Here is a 17,400-nt window from a genome sequence, read left to right on the forward strand (position 1 = left end):
GGAAGGCCTGGATCAGCGCGAGGCCGGCAACACCGGCTTGCGCACCACGCGGTACTCGCCCTCGACCACGGTCGGGTCAACCGGACGCGCAACGCCCGGCTTGCGCGAAGCCAGCAGCTTCCACGCCAGGCCGACCAGGATCATCGCCGCGCCAACGAACACACCGATGAACACCATCGCGGCCAGGATCGCCAGGCCGAGCAGGCCCACGGCAACGCGCACCAGCGGGTGACGCGGCTTACGCGGCGCGAACAGGGTGCGGAACTGGTTGAAGGCGGATGCGCGATTGAACATGGCGGCTCGATAGGCTGGGATCAGCGAAACCAAAGTATCGGGACGCGCCACTGTCATTGAGTGAAAAACTCGTTAAATATAGCGTGTGCTTATTACGGATCAATGACTTGTGTTCATGTCGCAGCCAGTCACCTGAGCAGGCATGCGACAATTCCGGTTTACCGTCCGAGCCTTCGCCATGACTATCGCTGCTGCCCTGATCGCCCTTGATGCCATTGCCGATGGCGCGTTTGCCGAGGTCGAAGCGGTGGTCGATGGCGATGCCGAATCGCTGCTGCTGTACCGCGACGGCGCGCAGGTGCGTGCGTTCCTGAACATCTGCCCGCACGCCGGCCGCCGCCTGGACTGGGCGCCGGGCCAGTTCCTGAAGAGCCGCGAGGGTCATCTGGTATGCGCCGCGCACGGCGCCTCGTTCACGCTGGACAGCGGCGACTGCATCGCAGGCCCGTGCAAGGGTGACCGCCTGCGTGCGGTGCCGGTGGACGTGCGCGACGGGCAGGTTTACCTGGCTTGAGGCCGGAAGCAGTCGAGCACGGCTCGACTCTACAAAAGCCGTGCCGACCAACGGTCGGCACCCACCATCAGCCGCGTGAAACTGTCGAAGGCGGGGTGGGTCCGGTTGCGGGGGGCGTGAGCCGCATGGATGCGGCGACCGAGCTTACAGGGACGTACTTGCAGCGGCCCCCGCAACCGGACCCACCCCGCCATCCCACAGGAAGCCAGCTGTTGCTTCGGCTTCTGCGGGTGCAGGGCGCAGCCCTGCCAACAAACCCAACCCTCAGAACATCAGGTTGATCATCAGCACCACCACGCAGGTATAGATCAGCGACAGTGGGCCGCCGACCCGCCACATCTCGCGCGGGGTGTAGTTGGCCGGGCCAGTGATCATCGAGATCACCGGGTTGGAGGCCGTCATCAGGTTGTTGGACGCCGACAGCGCCACGATCAGCGCGAACGCGGTCGGGTTGCCCCCCGCTGCCAGTGCCAGGTTCACCGCGATCGGCACCATCACGATGGTCGCACCCACATGGCTGATCACCAGCGAGAACGCCGTGGTCAGCAGCGCCAGCGCCACCTCCAGCACCCACACCGGAATGCCGGTCGGCAGCTTGTCGATGGTATGGCCGGCCACCCATGCGGCCGCGCCGCTGGAGTCCATCGCCCAGCCAAGCGGAATCAGCCCGGCCATCATGAACACCGTCTTCCAGTTGATCGAGGCATACGCCTCGTCCATGCGCAGCACGCCGGTCAGCAGCATGCCGGCCACGCCGGTCATCAGCGTCAGCGCCACCGGCAGCTTGCTGGTCAGCGCGATCAGGATGGTCAGCGCGAAGATCGCCATCGCAATCTTGAACTTGTGCGGGCGCTGCTCGCCGGTCGGGTAGTCGGTCACCACCACGAAGTCGCGGCTGCGCGCGGCCTGCGCCAGGTCGGTCCAGATGCTGTGGAACACCAGCATGTCGCCGGCGCGCAGTTGCACGTCGCGCACGTCCTCGCGGATCACCTGCTTGTCGCGGTTGATCGCCAGCAGGCTGATGCCGCGCTCCTTGCGCAGGCGCAGATCGGCCGCACTCTTGCCGATCACGTTCGAGGTCGGTGGCACCACTGCCTCGGAAATACCGGCACGGCTGGGGTTGAACAGGTCACCCAGGTGCTTCAGGCGCGAGGACATGCGCAGGAACTGGTTCTGCGCGAAGTCGCTGATCTGCTGGCGCGGTCCCATCGCACCAAGCACGCTGCCGACCCAGATGCGCATCTCCGCCGGCGGTGCCAAGCGAGTGTCGTTGCCGGTCTTCAGCGCCAGCAGCAGCGGCGCATCGTGCAGGGTCTCTGCCTCGCCCAGGGTCATGCCCACCAGCGGGCTCTCGGCGGTCACCACCAGCTCGAACACATCGCCTTCGATGCCATAGGTCTTGGCGAAGTAGCTCTCGGTGCGCGCCGGGGTGACCCCGTCATTGACCAGGCTTTCCTCTTCGATCAGCTTGCGGTCACCGTAGTAGCGGAAGTACAGCAACGAAGCGATCAGCAACGCCACGCCAATCGGCAGCGGCGCGAACATGCGCAGCGGCTCGATGGTGGCCAGGCCGGAAGGCAGGTTGTTGTTGGCCGAGGCCAGCAGATCGTTCAGCAGGATCAGTGGCGAATTGCCGACCATGGTCAGCGCGCCGCCCATCACGATCGCCGCCGAGATCGGCAGCAGCAGGCGCTGCATCGTCAGCCCGGTGCGCGCCGCCAGTCGCGAGGCGACCGGCAGATACAACGCCATCACCGACGGGTTCTGCATGAAGGACGAGTTCAGGCCGGCGATGGCGGTGGTCATCATCAGCAGCCGTTGCTCGACGCCGTGGCCGCGCCGCAGCAGCCAGGCCGCCAGCCGGTTCAGCGCCCCGGTGCGGTCCAGGCCCGCACCGAGGATGGTGGTGGCGATGATGCTCATCACCGCGTTACCGGAGAAACCGCCGAAGATCTCCTCCGGTGCGATCAGGCCGGTGACACCGAGCACCACCAGCACCACCAGCGCGACCACGTCGGCGCGGATGCGCTCGAACAGGAACATCGCCATCGTGAAGCCGACCAGCCCGAGCACGAGCTTCATGTCGTTGGTCAGCGTCAGCGCGGTATCCATGTGGGGCGCGGCGTCCTCAGGCGATCGTCAGGTGCGGTCGTACAGCAGGTCCCAGACGCCGTGGCCGAGCTTCTGGCCGCGGGTCTCGAAGTGCGTCTGCGGGCGCCAGTCCGGGCGCGGCACGCTGCCTCGCGGGCCGGCGCGGTTGACCAGCCCGGCGGTGGCGTCGAGCACGTCCCACATCTGCTCGGCGTAGTCTTCCCAGTCGGTCGCGCAGTGCAGGCGGCCCCCCGGGCGCAGCTTGCGCACCAGCAGTTCGGCGAATGCCGGCTGCAGCAGGCGGCGCTTGTTGTGGCGCTTCTTGTGCCACGGGTCCGGGAAGTAGATGCGCACTTCATCGAGCGCGCCGTCGGCGATCTCGTTCTGCAGCACTTCCACCGCGTCGTGGTGGTACAGGCGCACGTGGTCGGCATTGTCCTCGGCCAGCGCGTTCAGCAGCCGGCCCACGCCCGGGGCGTGCACCTCGATGCCGATGTAGTCGCGCGATGGGTCGTGCTGGGCCGCGAAGCGCAGCGCGGCACCATTGCCGAAGCCGATCTCCAGCACCTTGTGTGCCGGGCGGCCGAAGGTGGCGTCCAGGTCACGCGGCTGGCCGTTGTAATCGATGCCGAAGCGCGGCCAGCGTTCGTCGAATGCGCGCTGCTGGGCGGGAGTGAAACGGCCCTGGCGCAACACGAAGCTGCGCACCTCGCGGCGGCCCTCGCTCACGGTGAAGGGCTTGGGCGGGGCCTTGGAACCGGCGCTGTCAAAAGGATTGGTCATCAGCCGATCAGCCCGTCCACCGGCGAGGAGGCGCTGGCGTAGCGCTTGCGCGGGATGCGCCCGGCCAGGAAGGCCTCGCGGCCGGCCTCGACCGCCTTGCGCATCGCGCTGGCCATCAGCACCGGGCTGCGCGCACCGGCAATGGCGGTGTTCATCAGCACGCCGTCGCAGCCCAGCTCCATCGCGATCGCCGCGTCCGACGCGGTACCCACGCCGGCATCAACGATGATCGGTACCTTGGCGTCTTCGATGATCTGCAGCAGGTTGTACTTGTTCTGGATGCCCAGGCCCGAACCGATCGGCGCGGCCAGCGGCATCACCGCAGCGCAGCCGATCTCTTCCAGGCGCTTGGCCAGGATCGGGTCGTCGGAGGTATAGACCATCACCTCGAAACCGTCCTTGACCAGCTGCTCGGCAGCCTTGAGGGTCTGCATCACGTCCGGGTAGAGGGTCTTCTGGTCGCCCAGCACTTCCAGCTTGGTCAGGTTGTGGCCGTCCAGCAGCTCACGGGCCAGGCGGCAGGTACGCACGGCGTCCTCGGCGGTATAGCAGCCGGCGGTGTTGGGCAGGATGGTGAAGCGCTCCGGCGGCAGCACGTCCAGCAGGTTCGGCTCGCCCGGATTCTGCCCGATGTTGGTGCGGCGGATGGCCACGGTGACGATCTGGGCGCCAGCGGCCTCGGTGGCCAGGCGGGTTTCTTCCAGGTCCTTGAACTTGCCGGTGCCGGTCAGCAGCCGCGAGCCATAGGTCTTGCCGGCGATCACCAGCGAATCGGGGGAGACATGAACGTTCATGGCGCGATTATCGCTTATCCGCCTGAAGATGGGGTCACGTAGAGGGCGGGGGCGAGCGTGGGATCAGATCCCTTTGCCACCGGCAAAGGGATCTGACCCCTGAACACCCGCGCAGGTCTCAGCCCCCACCCAGCGCGTGCACGATCTCCACCACGTCGCCTTCGGCCAGCACGTGCTCGCCGTGGCGGCTGCGGCTGACGATTTCGCCGTTGACCTCGACCGCGACCCGGCGTTGCAGCAACTGCTCGGCCTGCAGCAGATCGTGGAGGGTCGCCGAGGCGGGCAGGGTACGGGGTTCGCCGTTGAGCTGGATGTTCATCGCCGCATTGTCGCCTATGGCCTTCGCGGATCGGAACCCTTGCAAATTGCCTCGGCCGCCAGCCCCGGCACAGTGTTGTCCGACGCTGCCGGGCGACAATCCATGCGGCGGCGCAGCGTGAGCAAAAGGCGGCGCAGTGAAACCATTCACCGTGCGCCGGCGTACGTCCGCCGGGTCCTCAACGATATCCCCACAGGAGTTTCTTACATGCTGCTCAGCAAACGCCCGATCCGCTCCCTGATGGCGGCCGCGATCGCGCTGGCCGCGGTTCCGGCCATGGCAGGCGAATCCCCGTATTCCAAGGCCGTGTTCTTCGGCGACAGCCTGACCGACGCCGGCTATTTCCGCCCGCTGCTGCCGGCCGATGTGCGTCCGGTCACCGGCCAGTTCACCACCAACCCCGGTTGGGTGTGGGCGCAGCAGGTCGCCAACTACTACGGCCTCAATGGCGCCGCCAACGGCAACGGCCAGAGCGGTGACAACTATGCAGTCGGCGGTGCCCGCGTGTCAGTGGACGAGGCCGGTGGCCTGGGCGTGATTCCGTCGCTGAAGTCGCAAGCAACCCGCTACCTTGCCGCGAACGGTGGCAAGGCTGACGGCAACGCCCTGTACACCGTATGGGGAGGCGCCAATGATCTGTTCGCGGCCACCCGTGCGGCGGCAGGTGGTGCGTCGCAGGCCCAGGTGCAGGGTATCATCGGCGCAGCGGTCACCGACCAGATCGCGCTGGTGGGTGCGCTGAAGCAGGCCGGCGCCCAGTACGTGCTGGTACCGAACCTGCCGGATGTGGGCATCACCCCACAGTTCCGCGGCCCCAATGCCGCCGCCGCCACCGCACTGTCGGCCGGCTACAACAAGGCCCTGTACGGTGGCCTGAAGCAGGCGGGCATCGAGTTCATTCCGCTCGATACCTTCAGCATCCTGCGTGAAGTGACCGCCAACCCGGGCATGTACGGTTTCACCAACGTCACCAGCACCGCCTGCAAGATCGATCCGGCCAACTCGACGCAGAGCATCCTGACCTGCAACCCGACCAGCTACGTCAGCCCGGATGCGGCCAACACCTACCTGTTCGCCGATGGCGTGCACCCGACCACCGCCGGCCATCAGCTGCTGGGCCAGTACGCGGTCTCGGTGCTGGAAGCGCCGCGCCTGCAGCAGGTGCTGAGCCACTCGGCGCAGACCATCGGCCGCTCGCGCGCCGACCAGGTCAGCATGCACCTGGGCGGTCGTCCGGCTGACGGCCTGTCCTGGTGGGGTGGCGTGCGGGGTGACCTGCAGCGCTACGACCACGCCGACCTGTACGACGGGCTGGCCCCGGCCGGTCTGTTCGGTATCGACTGGGCACGCGACGGCATGGTGTTCGGCGGCTTCGCCGGTTTCGGTCGCCTCAACGCCGACTTCGGCAACAACCGCGGCGACTTCACGCAGAAGGACACCACGGCCGGTCTGTTCGCTGGCTGGTACGGCGACCGCATCTGGGTGAACGGTCAGGTCAGCTACACCTGGCTGTCCTATGACGTGAACCGCAAGGTCCAGCTGGGCCCGGCCACCCGTGAGCACGGTGGTTCGCCGGACGGCAGCAACCTGACCGCCGCCCTGAACGCCGGTTACGAGTTCGGCACCGAAGGCGGCTTCCGCCACGGCCCGATCGCTTCGGTGATCTGGCAGAAGGTGAAGATCGACGGTTACACCGAAAGCGCCGCGGCCGGCACCCTGGCCACTGCACTGGGCTATGACCGCCAGAACGTCGATTCGACCGTCGGCCGCATTGGCTGGCAGGCCCGCTTCGATGGCGGCACCCTCAAGCCGTATGCGCAGGTGACTTACGATCACGAGTTCGAGGACACCAAGCAGGCCAGCGCCTGGCTGCAGACCCTGCCGGAACTGGGCAGCTACCGCGTGCCGGGCCTGAAGTTCGACAAGAACTACGCCACCGTCGTGCTGGGTGCCCGCACCGAACTGTTCGGGCTGCAGAGCAACTTCGGCCTGAGCGCGTCGACCGGCCAGAAGCGTGCGCAGGACGCCACCCTGTTCGCCAACTTCAGCGGCACGTTCTAACTAAGCAGCAACCGCCGGGGTCGGAGCCCTTTCCGCAGGGAAAGGGCTCCGACCCCTCGCGGATGCGGTGGCCACCATTGCGCTCTACCGGCCCAACCGCATAGACTTTCACCGCGCACTGCGGGCGTAGCTCAATGGTAGAGCTGTAGCTTCCCAAGCGTGCGACACGAGCCGTGCCGCACGTTCAACCGACCAGGCGGTTCCTGGCCATAGCTGTACAGACCTCGGTCTGGCAGCAAGCGTCCTCCAGCAATACGGAGTGCGTCACGTTGAACGGTAGGAATTCATCCCTACTCGCACGGCGAAGGCTGTGCATGCAATTGTTGGTCGTCCCCCCTGCCAAGGGTCTGGCGAACCAACCCGGTGTTCAGCCACCGGTAGCCAAGGGGTGGTGCGGGAGAAGTAATTCTCCGGTGCTAAGCTCCCCGTTGATGTAGCCATCCTCACGGATACGAATCTCCCGTGAGGGGGCTTCGTGACCTCGGTAGTCGTAACCGAGTAGGCGCTAGGCTGAGTATCATGGATCAGTACAAACGAATCGCCATATAAACGTCGTCAAGCTAGACGGGCCAACTGCGACTGGGCCCTCCCAAAACGGGACGAGGTCGGATGTTTCTCTGCTTGGTAGAGACACGCTGACAATTGCACCTCCGGCGAAAAGGCGAGATCCTAGGTACTCTGTTGCATGTACGGAACGTGGTAAGCCCAACTGGCTGTCGTCTCGGCGACTAGGATTTCCGCAAGGAAATACGAAGGCCTAGTGGGTACAGGATGGTGGAGCAAGCGAATGCCTCTCTGTAATCGAGAGGATAGAGGATGAAATGATCGCCTCGACCCGAAAGGGTGCTAACTTCCACCGGGTGGTCTGTCGCTAGACAGGCTTTGCAAACTCATACCCAACGGGGACAGGCTCCCCCTTGGGGGACGTCTATCCCTTAAGGGCTCTGGGCGGGTGTAGCTCAATGGTAGAGCTGTTGCTTCCCAAGCAACTGACGAGGGTTCGATTCCCTTCACCCGCTCCACTCTAGGAGGTAGATATGGACGCCATCATCGATGGTGATGTCGCCTCCTCACACTTCAGCAACTGGCACTCCATCAATTGGAACGCCACTAGCTGTGCTGTGTCGAGGATGCAGGCGAGAATAGCGAAGGCAGCCAAGGACAAGCAGTGGCGCAGGGTTATACGCCTGCAAAAGCTTCTTGTCCGCTCGACCTCAGCCAAAGCAACGGCTGTACGTCGAGTCACGGAGAACCAAGGCCGTCGCACCCCAGGTGTGGACCGAGTCACATGGTCAACACCTGCGGCCAAGTGGAATGCCATCAACACCTTGCAATGCAAGGGATACAAGGCCAAGCCACTACGTCGTATCCACATCCCTAAGGCTCGAGGTGGTACCCGCCCCCTCGGTATCCCGACGATGAAGGATCGAGCAATGCAAGCGCTTCACTTATTTGCACTCGACCCCATTGCCGAGACCTACGCTGACATCCACTCCTACGGGTTCCGCACTTTCAGATCGACAGCAGACGCTGCCGCACATCTGAAGACCTGTTTGAGCACGAAGTCCAGCTCCCGGTGGGTACTGGAAGGGGATATCAAAGGTTGCTTCGACAACATCAGTCACGATTGGCTGGTGAAACACGTGCCAATCAACCGGCGTGTGCTGTCGCAGTGGCTCAAAGCAGGATTTATGGAAGACCGTAAGCTGTTCCCGACGGGCGCAGGTACACCTCAGGGAGGCATCATTTCCCCGGTACTTGCAAACATTGCTCTTGACGGCTTGGGGCGGCTAATCGACGCGCTCCCACGCCGCAACAAGTGCAACTTCGTTCGCTATGCAGACGACTTTGTCATCACGGGTGACTCGCAAGAGATACTCGAACGCAAGGTCAAACCAATCGTCGTCAAGTTCCTAGCCGAAAGAGGGCTCACGCTCTCTGAAAGCAAGACGAAGATCACGCACATGGATGAAGGGTTCGACTTCCTTGGCTGGAACTTCCGCAAATTTGGAAATCTCCTGCTCAGGCGGCCGTCGAAACAGAACACCAACGCCTTCATGGCTAAGATCCGCGGTCAGCTTCGGCTGCTGCGGGGTTCCACTCAAGACGACGTGCTGCACGTCCTCAACCCGATTATTCGAGGGTGGGGCATGTACCACCAAGTCGTAAACGCCTCAGAACCGTTTGCACGACTGGATCACCTTATCCACCATGCGGTCTGGTGTTGGGCCAAACGTCGCCACCCAAACAAAGGTCTCCGCTGGATCAAACGCCGGTACTTCCGGCGCGAGAAATCCCGCGATTGGATCTTTGGGGCCGGCAAAAATACCCTGATGCGCCTCTCGACCCTCAAGGTCGGGGACTACATCAAGGTGCGGGCCGACGTTAACCCCTACGATCCCTTGGACGAGAGCTATTTCAACCAGCGGTTGCAATACCGTATGCGGCGCTCGCTCACTGGGAAAAGGAAACTGCTATGGCTTTGGACGAAACAAGACGGTAAGTGCGCCCACTGTGGCCGGAAAATGACCAGCAAAAACTGGCACATCCACCACAAGCTGTTCCGGGTGTACGGTGGTTCCGACCGCCTCGCCAACTTGAGTCTGCTCCACACAACCTGTCACGAGCAGCTACACGTTCGTGCCAGGCTACGGCTGTCGCCTCCTCCCATAGAGGGCGGAGGTTCGTGACTGCTTGAGCCGTGTGAAGGGTAACTTTCACGCACGGTTCTGAGGGGGGAGGGTGGCCGCGAGGCCACCTTCCCACCCGACTACTGACGTGGGTTCGATTCCCATCGCCCGCTCCATCCTTCAAGACCGCGCCGCGTTTCCGCCGCGCAGGTTCCTTCAGACCGCCTCAGTACGCCGCGAACACCGCGGCCAACGCGTCGGCGTCCAGCACGCGTCCCTGGGCGCGATCATGCGTGTGCAGGTACCAGACCTCGTCCGGCTCCAAGTGCCGTGTCAGGTGCCACTGGTTTTCCCGGGCCAGAATATCCACCCGTCCCTGGCAGCCGAAGCAGAAGCGGGCCAGAGGCTTGATCGCGGCGGCCTTGCCATTGACGTTCAGGGTCAGTGCGGGGGCCGCGTAGGTTTTCAGTTCCCCGGATGACGGATTCTCGGTGATGGTGACCGTGTCCCGACGCAGCGTGGCCACCTCCGCCTGCACCAACGGTTGCAGCCACCGTTCGAGGGTGTCGAACAACACATGCAGCGATTGGATCCAGTCCTGGTACTGCTTTTCGACAGCGGCGGCCCTGGCCTGCTCCGCGTGTGCGGACTGCTGCAGCTTCTGTGCAAGTTGCTCCATTTTCGACATCGGGATTTCCGCTTTGGGAGGAGCTTCCATGGTGATCGGCACGCTCGCCTGCTTCCAGCCGAAAGCGACATTTTCGTAGAAGTCCTAGAGGCGCTGCGGAGGGGCGCGTAACGCTTCAAACTTTTCCCATGGGCAGGCCGGCGCTGAGCAGCTAGCGTGAGCGGATACTGATCAGGAGCTGCCTTCCATGAACTGCCGGAACGACGTCGTCGAGCGCATCCATCGGATCTTTCTTTCAGCCGGCGTCGGCTCGAACAAGCAGCTTGAGGCCGTGCGCGCGCTCGGGCGTGCCGGTGGTCCCAAGGCCGCGGAACTGCTCGAACAGATCTACCAGCAGGCGTTCAGCAATTCTGCCCTGCAGATGGCCTGCGTGGCGGCGCTGGGCGAAGCGGCCCGTGGCTTCCAGGCCAGTGCTGAACGGGACAGCTGAAGCTTCATCCACAACGCTCGAGATCGTCGGCGACGGGCATCATCCGCCCGCCACACGCCCGCGCTATGCTGCGCGCCTGCCGACCGATCCCGCCGCGATGAAGCTCGCCATCCTGTCCCGCAACAGCTCCCTGTATTCCACCCGTCGGCTGGTCGAGGCGGCGCGCGCGCGCGGCCATACCGTGCGCATCCTCGACCCGTTGCGCTGCTACATGCGCATCGCCGCCGATGGCTTTTCCATGCACTACAAAGGCCGGCCGATGACCGGCGTGGACATGGTCATTCCGCGCATCGGCGCCTCGATCACCCGCTACGGCACCGCCGTGCTGCGCCAGTTCGAGCTGATGGGCGCGCGCACGCCCAATCCGTCCGATGCCATCCTGCGTTCGCGCGACAAGCTGCGCGCGCACCAGCTGCTGGCGGCCAAGGGCATCGACATGCCAGTCACCGTGTTCGGCGACAACCCCGATGACACCGTCGACCTGCTGTCCATGCTCGGTCCGCCGCCGCATGTGGTGAAGCTCAACGAAGGTACCCAGGGGCGCGGCGTGATCCTGACCGAGAAGGCCAGTGCCTCGCGCGGCATCGTCGAAGCGCTGCGCGGCCTGTACGCCAACTTCCTGATGCAGGAATTCATCGGCGAGGCCAAGGGCGCCGACCTGCGCTGCTTCGTGGTGGGCGACCAGGTGGTGGCGTCGATGCAGCGGCAGGCACCGGAGGGTGATTTCCGCTCCAACCTGCACGCTGGCGGCACCGCCGTGGCGGCCAAGGCCAGCCGCGCCGAGCAGCAGGTGGCGGTGCGTTCGGCCAAGGCGTTGGGCCTGTCGGTGTGCGGCGTGGACCTGATCCGCTCCGCGCGCGGCCCGCTGGTGCTGGAGGTCAACTCCACGCCCGGTTTGGAAGGCATCGAAGCGGCCTGCGGGGTCGACGTGGCCACACGCATCATCGAACACGTAGAGAAGATCAAAAAGCCCTGATTATTCATGGGGTTGAGATTCTCATGGGTGAATGAGCCAAGGCTTTAACGAGGCTTTAATCGACGTCGGCGTAGGCTTCAGCGAACCGCAGCTCTGCCTCTCAGCAGGATCGGTATCGGGATACGACTTCAGGCCCAGGCGGGTGCACCGTCTGGGCCTTTTTTATGCCTGTCGGCTCTGTGCCCAAGGTCTCTTGTGGAGGCCGCGTGACGGTCGTAGAGTTGGCCCTTCGTTCCGGGATGGATCGGGAGGTTGGCGATGTACCGCATCATGACGATCGCGTTGCTGCTGGGCCTGTCTGGCGCTGTTGCCGCCAAGCCGGAGAAGGTCGCCGTACAGATGGACCGGCAGGGCTCGGTCGCCGAGCAGATGCGCCAGGTGGAAGCCGCGCTGGCCGCCCCCGACTACGCCGAGCTGTCTGCCGAGGATCGCGGCCAGGTGCAGCAGTCGCTGTCGCGTATCCGCCAGCACCTGGGCGAACGCCAGACCGTGCAGGAGCTGCCGCCGCAGCTGCAGGCCGAGGTCTTCAACGAGCAGGAACGCATCAACACCCTGATGGCGCGTGGCCATGACGACAGCCGGCAGATCTGCAGGTACGAACGCACCACCGGCAGCAACATGCCCAGGAGCCGCTGCCTGACCGTGGCCGAACGGCGCCGGATCGAAGAGAAAGGCAAGGCGCTGATCAACGACCAGCGCAGCTACAACACGCTCAGCCCACCGCCCGCTGGGCGTTGACCGCACCGCCTTTCGGTCCACCGGGGTGCCGTAACGGCGTATCGGTGGCACCGCAGGGCCGATGTTCCACTCATGGAAGAACCTGGAGGTAACGATGCAGCGCATGACCCCCTTCGCCCTGATGCTGGGCCTGGCACTGGCCACCACCGCGCACGCCAAGCCCGAGAAAGGGCAGGTAAAGTTCGACGCCAACGCACCGGTGGCCGAACAGATCCGCAACGTTGAGACGGCGATCAACACCGAGGACTACAGCGAGATCGGGCTGGAAGACAAAAGCCGCGTGCAGCAGGCGCTGGGCCGCATCAAGATCAAGATGGGCGACCACGAACGGGTGGAGCAGTTGAGCCCGCAGGACCGCACCGAGATCTTCAACGACCAGGAAGTGATCAACACGATCATGACCCGCGCCCATGCCGACAGCCGCATGGTCTGCCGCCGCGAGCGCACCACCGGCAGCAACATGCCGCAGAGCGTCTGCCTGACCGTGGCCCAGCGCCGCAAGGCGCAGGAAGACAGCCGCAAGACGCTCAACGACAACCAGCGCTTCAACAACTACAAGCCGTAACCGTGGTTGGGCGGGTCGCAGGCCGCCATCGGTCACCCTGCCGTGCGTCCCTTGTGGACGCATCGGCGCAACCGTAAAGTCGAGACCCTATTCATGGACGAACATGGAGCTCGTCATGTACCGCATCACTACGCTCGCCCTGATGCTGTCGCTCGGCCTGGTGACCACCGTGCAGGCCAAGGCGCAGAAGGACACCGTGCAGATGGATGCCTTCACCCCGGTATCCGAACAGATCCGCCGCGTTGAAACGGCCATGGGCAGCGAGGACTACAGCGAGATCGGGCTGGAGGACAAGAGCCGCGTGCAGCAGGCGCTGAACCGGATCCGGATCAAGATGAATGGCCGCGAGAAGGTGGATGAGCTGGCCCCGCAGGAGCGCAACGACCTGTTCAACGAGCAGGAGATCGTCAACACCATCATGACCCGCGCCCAGGCCGACAGCCGCATGATCTGCCGCCGCGAGCGCCTGACCGGCAGCAACATGCCGACCAGTGTCTGCCTGACCGTGGCCCAGCGTCGCAAGGCCCAGGAAGACAGCCGCCAGGCGCTGACCGACCAGCAGCGCATCAGCCGCTGACCCGCCGACGCAGGGGCCTTGCCCGGTGTCGCCCCGTCGGTACGAAATGTTAAGAATGGAACCTGTATCGTTCAGCAGGTAGACGTCGCGTCCACCCGCACAGGGGCATCCTGAGCGGGTGGGCCTGGCCCCCCGACGACCCTTCAAGAACCAGAGGTCCCAGTGCGCATTCTCGTAATCGAAGACAACAGCGACATCGCCGCCAACCTTGGCGACTACCTTGAGGATCGTGGCCACACCGTGGACTTCGCCGCCGACGGCGTGACCGGCCTGCACCTGGCCGTGGTCCACGAGTTCGACGCCATCGTGCTGGACCTGAACCTGCCGGGCATGGATGGCATTGAAGTCTGCCGCAAGCTGCGCAACGAGGCGCGCAAGCAGACCCCGGTGCTGATGCTGACCGCCCGCGACTCGCTGGACAACAAGCTGGCCGGTTTCGATTCCGGTGCCGATGACTACCTGATCAAGCCGTTCGCGCTGCAGGAAGTGGAAGTGCGCTTGAACGCGCTGTCGCGCCGCGGCAAGGGCGTGCAGACCCGCGTGCTGGAAACCGGCGACCTGGAATACAACCTGGACACGCTGGAGGTGCGTCGCCAGGGCAAGCTGCTGCAGCTCAACCCGACCGCGTTGAAGATCCTGCAGGCCCTGATGGAGGCCGCGCCGGCCGTGGTTACCCGCCAGGAACTGGAGACCCGCGTCTGGGGCGAAGAGCTGCCCGATTCGGATTCGCTGCGTGTCCACATCCACGGCCTGCGTGCGGTGGTCGACAAGCCGTTTGAAGTGCCGCTGATCCAGACCCGCCATGGCATCGGATACCGCATCGCCACCCCGGAAGCCTGATTCCGTGGCAACCAAGGGGGAGCGCCGGCGTTCGCCGTATCGGCGGCGCCTGCGCAGCCGCATCATCGTCTCGTTCGTGTTGTTGGGCTTCTGCCTGACGACACTGTTCGCGTTCGCCACCAACTGGGCCCGCATGCGCGTGGAAAACCAACTGGTGGAAGACGTGATGAACCGCAACATCAACGAGTACGTGCGGCGGTTCTACGAGAGCCCGGATCGCAACCCCGACCTGCCCGTGCAGCAGATGCGTGCGCGCCTGATCAAGCCTGACAAGTTCGAGGCGCTGCGCGAGGAAGAGCCGGACTGGTACGAGTTCAAGGATGGCCTGTACAACATGGGCGGCGTGGACGAGCGCGGCCAGCGCTATTCCTACAAGCTGGCCGTGCGCAAGACGCCCGACGCCTGGGCATTCCTGGCCTACGACATGACCGACAGCGTGCGCGGCGGGCAGCAGCTCAACCGCGCGCTGGTACTGTCGGTGCTGGTGTTCAGCCTGTTGTCGCTGGTGCTGGGCTGGTGGTCGGCGTCGAAGGTGATGAAGCCGGTTTCGGACCTGGCCGCGCGGCTGCGTGCCTATCGCGGCGGCACGAGCGAGCCCGAGCCGCTGGCGCCACGTTTCCCCGATGACGAAGTGGGGCAGCTGGCGCAGGCGCTGGATGACTATTCGTCGCGGCTGACCGAAGTGGTGCAGCGCGACCGTGAGTTCAACGCCGACGTCAGCCACGAGTTGCGCACGCCGCTGGCGGTGATCCGTGGCGCCACCGAACTGCTGCTGACCCGGCCCGGCCTGGATGAGAAGGTGCTGCAGCGTCTGCAGCGCATCCAGCGTGCCGAACAGCAGTGCAGCGACCTGATCGGCGCGCTGCTGCTGCTGTCGCGCAACGAACGCGGGCAGGGCACCAGCAACGTCGCCCGCGTGGCCGAACAGCTGCTGGACGCCCACCGCGCACAGCTGGGCGGCAAGCCATTGGAACTGGCGCTGGAAGGCGAACGCAACCTGGTGATCGATGCGCCGGAGGCGGCATTGTCGGTGGCGCTGGGCAACCTGATCGGCAACGCGGTGAAGTACTCGCAGGATGGTGAGGTCCGCGTCTTTGTCGGCAGCAATTCGGTGTCGGTAACCGACAGCGGACCGGGCCTGAGCGAAGAGGATGCCGCCAAGCTGTTCCAGCGCGGCTATCGCGGCACGCACGCCGGCCATTCGCAGGGCGGTGGTATCGGCCTGTCGATCGTCAGCCGTCTGTGCGATCTGTATGGCTGGCAGGTGAGCGTGCGCCCCGGTGGCGAGCGCGGCGTGATCGCCACCCTGACGTTCTCGCCGAAGCCGTTGTAAGGGGCTTTACTTTGGTGGGGGCTCCACGTTTGTAGAGCCGAGCCCGCGCTCGGCTGCGGTGGCTTCCCGAAGCCGAGCATAGGCTCGGCTCCACAGCGGGTTCGTGTCGCGCCCTGTGTCGCTTGTGCCATCGAATTAACTTCGCAGTCGTGATGCGCCAGAAGCCCAACACGACATCACCGTGACCGCCGCCACGCCGCGTGCGTGTCCGCATGCACGCATTCGTACCCTCAGCGGCGGCTTGAGAATTTCCTTACAGATCACAGCGCTACGTGATGGCCAGATGGAGCGGCCAGGGCAGGTGCCCTGGCCGGGATTGGCGTCCTGAAAAAAACCTTCAACTCAAGCGCTCCGGGTGTGCTGCGGCTCATCATGGAAAATGCATCGGCTGCCTTGTTTCGGCGGATGGTGCGTGGGGATTCATCAGAATCCGCTGGAGTCTTTTTCCTCGCGCTTGAGTTGTTGGGTCTCCGGTACGCCAACCCGCACCGTCCGCCACCTTGCATCCGCAGGTGGCTCGCCGACTGCGAGGAGATCCACCATGTCCGCACGCCCCGTGTTCCCCCAACTGTACGCACTGATCGGCGAAGCCGCTGACCTGCTGCCGGCCGACGTCGCCGCGCGCATCGAAACCCTGCTCGATGATCCGAAGGATCTGCTGCCTGCGCTGCTTGCCCGCATGGACGGGCGCGATGCAGCAGACGGCCGACGGCTGGAAGCGGAGGGACTGAGCCCGGCACAGGCGGCCACCATGGCCGGCCTCAGCCGCACCCTGGCCGGCTTGAATGCACTCATGCAGGTGCTGCACGCCGCCGAAGCCGCCCGCGAGCAGGGCGGTGCCCACCAGCAGCTCAGCCCGGATGTCGTAGATGGATTGCTGCTTGGCGCACGAGAACTGGCCCGCTATGCCCGCCTGCAGTTGGAGTAGATCCACGCCAGGCGTGGATGCAGAACACTTTGTAGAGCCGGGCCCATGCTCGGCTTGATGATCGCAGCCGAGCATGGGCTCGGCTCTACAGCAGTTCCACGCTGGCGCCCGGTAGATCACCGCCGTGCGTGGAGTCGCTCCGGTAGTGCCGGCCGCTGGCCGGCAACCCGGCCTCAACTCCCAGCCAACCCCAGGTACCGCTCATGCAGCGCTTCCACCTGCGCCTGCAGGTCTTCCGGGTGGCCATCGTTGACCACCACATCATCGGCCAGTGCCAAGCGCTGCGCGCGGCTGGGCTGGGCGGTTGAGATCTGGTACGTATAAGTTGGGGGAACGGCCTCCGGACGCGTTACGCTCTTGCTACGTCCAGAAAGGCCGTCGGCATCTGGGGCCGAGGTAGCAGTTGGGACGCAAGTTGCACTACGGCCAGCTCAATCGCACGAATTTGGTATTTCTACAGGCCTGTTTAATCCAGGGATTGGAGCGTATGTTCAGATTCTATTTTTCGTTGTGCAGTTTCGTCTGCTTTGGCGTAATGCTGTTTGTCGGGGCCGCATTTGCGCAGACGCCGCCTTCCGAAACCAGGTACTGTTATCAGGGGAGCTGCTTCGACAACATTGGTGCAGCGGAGTCTCTGATGCGGTCGAAGTCGCGGTACGGAAGTGCACTTCGCAAAGAAAGGACCATTCGGGACAGTTGGTCTCCCGCCACTGGTGATGTGCTTAGAATTCTCTACCAAGCACCTGATCGGCAGCCTGAAGTTTGGTACGAGCCTGGCTATGGTCTGGGCAATGACGGCCCAGAGCTGGGCTACTGCCAAGCTGCCGCCGCAGGGCATG

Annotated in this window: 17 protein-coding genes, 1 tRNA gene and 1 pseudogene; 12 read left to right on the forward strand and 7 right to left on the reverse strand. The window is 64.5% G+C overall.

Going from position 1 to position 17,400, the window contains the following annotated elements; all coding sequences use genetic code 11:
- Window positions 1-12: 12 nt before the first annotated feature.
- Window positions 13-294, reverse strand: a complete 282-nt coding sequence (locus AC5P5V_RS11870) for a hypothetical protein (protein ID WP_005410817.1) — start codon at window positions 292-294, stop codon at window positions 13-15.
- A gap of 178 nt (window positions 295-472) precedes the next feature.
- On the opposite strand from AC5P5V_RS11870, the gene AC5P5V_RS11875 reads away from it, so the two are divergent.
- Complete coding sequence (locus tag AC5P5V_RS11875) at window positions 473-808, forward strand: Rieske (2Fe-2S) protein (RefSeq protein WP_134968676.1); 336 nt, start codon at window positions 473-475, stop codon at window positions 806-808.
- Between the two features lie 264 nt (window positions 809-1,072).
- On the opposite strand, the gene AC5P5V_RS11880 is transcribed toward AC5P5V_RS11875, so the two are convergent.
- The 4 genes from AC5P5V_RS11880 to thiS all read right to left on the reverse strand — a co-directional run bounded on the left by AC5P5V_RS11880 (window position 1,073) and on the right by thiS (window position 4,795).
- On the reverse strand, window positions 1,073-2,920 hold the full coding sequence (locus tag AC5P5V_RS11880; protein ID WP_005418803.1) for an SLC13 family permease: 1,848 nt from the start codon (window positions 2,918-2,920) through the stop codon (window positions 1,073-1,075).
- A gap of 27 nt (window positions 2,921-2,947) precedes the next feature.
- Complete coding sequence (gene trmB, locus AC5P5V_RS11885) at window positions 2,948-3,682, reverse strand: tRNA (guanosine(46)-N7)-methyltransferase TrmB (RefSeq protein WP_053501092.1); 735 nt, start codon at window positions 3,680-3,682, stop codon at window positions 2,948-2,950.
- Entirely contained in the window at window positions 3,682-4,476 is a 795-nt protein-coding gene (locus tag AC5P5V_RS11890) for a thiazole synthase (RefSeq protein WP_005418798.1), read from the reverse strand. Before AC5P5V_RS11890 ends, trmB begins: the two co-directional genes overlap by 1 nt.
- Before the next feature lie 118 nt (window positions 4,477-4,594).
- Complete coding sequence (gene thiS / locus AC5P5V_RS11895; protein WP_005418796.1) at window positions 4,595-4,795, reverse strand: sulfur carrier protein ThiS; 201 nt, start codon at window positions 4,793-4,795, stop codon at window positions 4,595-4,597.
- Between the two features lie 207 nt (window positions 4,796-5,002).
- Here thiS and AC5P5V_RS11900 point away from each other — a divergent pair, with 207 nt between their 5' ends.
- The 3 genes from AC5P5V_RS11900 (at window position 5,003) to ltrA (ending at window position 9,546) form a co-directional block, all read left to right on the forward strand.
- On the forward strand, window positions 5,003-6,856 hold the full coding sequence (locus tag AC5P5V_RS11900; protein WP_134968674.1) for an autotransporter outer membrane beta-barrel domain-containing protein: 1,854 nt from the start codon (window positions 5,003-5,005) through the stop codon (window positions 6,854-6,856).
- A gap of 948 nt (window positions 6,857-7,804) precedes the next feature.
- Window positions 7,805-7,878 (forward strand) — tRNA-Gly (locus tag AC5P5V_RS11905).
- Window positions 7,879-7,893: 15 nt separating this feature from the next.
- The gene (ltrA, locus tag AC5P5V_RS11910) at window positions 7,894-9,546 is read left to right on the forward strand and encodes a group II intron reverse transcriptase/maturase (RefSeq protein ID WP_231352269.1); all 1,653 of its coding nucleotides are present in this window, start codon (window positions 7,894-7,896) and stop codon (window positions 9,544-9,546) included.
- Window positions 9,547-9,712: 166 nt separating this feature from the next.
- Here ltrA and AC5P5V_RS11915 read toward each other — a convergent pair whose 3' ends face one another.
- Complete coding sequence (locus tag AC5P5V_RS11915; protein WP_134968673.1) at window positions 9,713-10,216, reverse strand: hypothetical protein; 504 nt, start codon at window positions 10,214-10,216, stop codon at window positions 9,713-9,715.
- A 145-nt stretch (window positions 10,217-10,361) separates the two neighbouring features.
- On the opposite strand from AC5P5V_RS11915, the gene AC5P5V_RS11920 reads away from it, so the two are divergent.
- The 8 genes from AC5P5V_RS11920 (at window position 10,362) to AC5P5V_RS11955 (ending at window position 16,561) form a co-directional block, all read left to right on the forward strand.
- A complete protein-coding gene (locus tag AC5P5V_RS11920) occupies window positions 10,362-10,604 on the forward strand; it encodes a hypothetical protein (protein ID WP_053499212.1) in 243 nt (80 codons plus the stop codon).
- 97 nt (window positions 10,605-10,701) lie between these two features.
- Entirely contained in the window at window positions 10,702-11,580 is an 879-nt protein-coding gene (rimK, locus tag AC5P5V_RS11925; protein ID WP_005418651.1) for a 30S ribosomal protein S6--L-glutamate ligase, read from the forward strand.
- Window positions 11,581-11,838: 258 nt separating this feature from the next.
- The gene (locus tag AC5P5V_RS11930) at window positions 11,839-12,318 is read left to right on the forward strand and encodes a hypothetical protein (RefSeq protein WP_061479299.1); all 480 of its coding nucleotides are present in this window, start codon (window positions 11,839-11,841) and stop codon (window positions 12,316-12,318) included.
- Window positions 12,319-12,412: 94 nt separating this feature from the next.
- Window positions 12,413-12,883: a hypothetical protein gene (locus tag AC5P5V_RS11935; RefSeq protein WP_111202060.1), complete on the forward strand. Its 471-nt coding sequence runs from the start codon at window positions 12,413-12,415 to the stop codon at window positions 12,881-12,883.
- A gap of 115 nt (window positions 12,884-12,998) precedes the next feature.
- Complete coding sequence (locus AC5P5V_RS11940; RefSeq protein ID WP_134968672.1) at window positions 12,999-13,460, forward strand: hypothetical protein; 462 nt, start codon at window positions 12,999-13,001, stop codon at window positions 13,458-13,460.
- Between the two features lie 162 nt (window positions 13,461-13,622).
- Window positions 13,623-14,300 carry a response regulator transcription factor gene (locus tag AC5P5V_RS11945; protein ID WP_005410804.1) on the forward strand — a complete coding sequence of 226 codons (678 nt, stop codon included), beginning with the start codon at window positions 13,623-13,625 and terminating at the stop codon, window positions 14,298-14,300.
- The gene (locus tag AC5P5V_RS11950) at window positions 14,263-15,633 is read left to right on the forward strand and encodes a sensor histidine kinase (RefSeq protein ID WP_032954439.1); all 1,371 of its coding nucleotides are present in this window, start codon (window positions 14,263-14,265) and stop codon (window positions 15,631-15,633) included. Before AC5P5V_RS11945 ends, AC5P5V_RS11950 begins: the two co-directional genes overlap by 38 nt.
- Before the next feature lie 541 nt (window positions 15,634-16,174).
- Complete coding sequence (locus AC5P5V_RS11955) at window positions 16,175-16,561, forward strand: hypothetical protein (protein WP_231352268.1); 387 nt, start codon at window positions 16,175-16,177, stop codon at window positions 16,559-16,561.
- A gap of 173 nt (window positions 16,562-16,734) precedes the next feature.
- Here the strand turns inward: AC5P5V_RS11955 and AC5P5V_RS11960 are convergent.
- Window positions 16,735-16,863: pseudogene (locus AC5P5V_RS11960) on the reverse strand (dephospho-CoA kinase); the annotation flags it as partial.
- Between the last annotated feature and the right edge of the window lie 537 nt (window positions 16,864-17,400).

The organism is Stenotrophomonas sp. YJH_SMC_130 (assembly GCF_059369035.1).

What these genes read in the sequence shown, in the direction of transcription:
- rimK (WP_005418651.1), top strand. Translation starts at nt 10,702, where the DNA reads ATGAAGCTCGCCATCCTGTCCCGCAACAGCTCCCTGTATTCCACCCGT.
- AC5P5V_RS11930 (WP_061479299.1), top strand. Translation starts at nt 11,839, where the DNA reads ATGTACCGCATCATGACGATCGCGTTGCTGCTGGGCCTGTCTGGCGCT.
- AC5P5V_RS11900 (WP_134968674.1), top strand. Translation starts at nt 5,003, where the DNA reads ATGCTGCTCAGCAAACGCCCGATCCGCTCCCTGATGGCGGCCGCGATC.
- thiS (WP_005418796.1), bottom strand. Translation starts at nt 4,795, where the DNA reads ATGAACATCCAGCTCAACGGCGAACCCCGTACCCTGCCCGCCTCGGCG.
- AC5P5V_RS11955 (WP_231352268.1), top strand. Translation starts at nt 16,175, where the DNA reads ATGTCCGCACGCCCCGTGTTCCCCCAACTGTACGCACTGATCGGCGAA.
- AC5P5V_RS11890 (WP_005418798.1), bottom strand. Translation starts at nt 4,476, where the DNA reads ATGAACGTTCATGTCTCCCCCGATTCGCTGGTGATCGCCGGCAAGACC.
- AC5P5V_RS11875 (WP_134968676.1), top strand. Translation starts at nt 473, where the DNA reads ATGACTATCGCTGCTGCCCTGATCGCCCTTGATGCCATTGCCGATGGC.
- AC5P5V_RS11935 (WP_111202060.1), top strand. Translation starts at nt 12,413, where the DNA reads ATGCAGCGCATGACCCCCTTCGCCCTGATGCTGGGCCTGGCACTGGCC.
- ltrA (WP_231352269.1), top strand. Translation starts at nt 7,894, where the DNA reads ATGGACGCCATCATCGATGGTGATGTCGCCTCCTCACACTTCAGCAAC.
- AC5P5V_RS11880 (WP_005418803.1), bottom strand. Translation starts at nt 2,920, where the DNA reads ATGGATACCGCGCTGACGCTGACCAACGACATGAAGCTCGTGCTCGGG.
- AC5P5V_RS11920 (WP_053499212.1), top strand. Translation starts at nt 10,362, where the DNA reads ATGAACTGCCGGAACGACGTCGTCGAGCGCATCCATCGGATCTTTCTT.
- AC5P5V_RS11940 (WP_134968672.1), top strand. Translation starts at nt 12,999, where the DNA reads ATGTACCGCATCACTACGCTCGCCCTGATGCTGTCGCTCGGCCTGGTG.
- AC5P5V_RS11870 (WP_005410817.1), bottom strand. Translation starts at nt 294, where the DNA reads ATGTTCAATCGCGCATCCGCCTTCAACCAGTTCCGCACCCTGTTCGCG.
- trmB (WP_053501092.1), bottom strand. Translation starts at nt 3,682, where the DNA reads ATGACCAATCCTTTTGACAGCGCCGGTTCCAAGGCCCCGCCCAAGCCC.
- AC5P5V_RS11950 (WP_032954439.1), top strand. Translation starts at nt 14,263, where the DNA reads ATGGCATCGGATACCGCATCGCCACCCCGGAAGCCTGATTCCGTGGCA.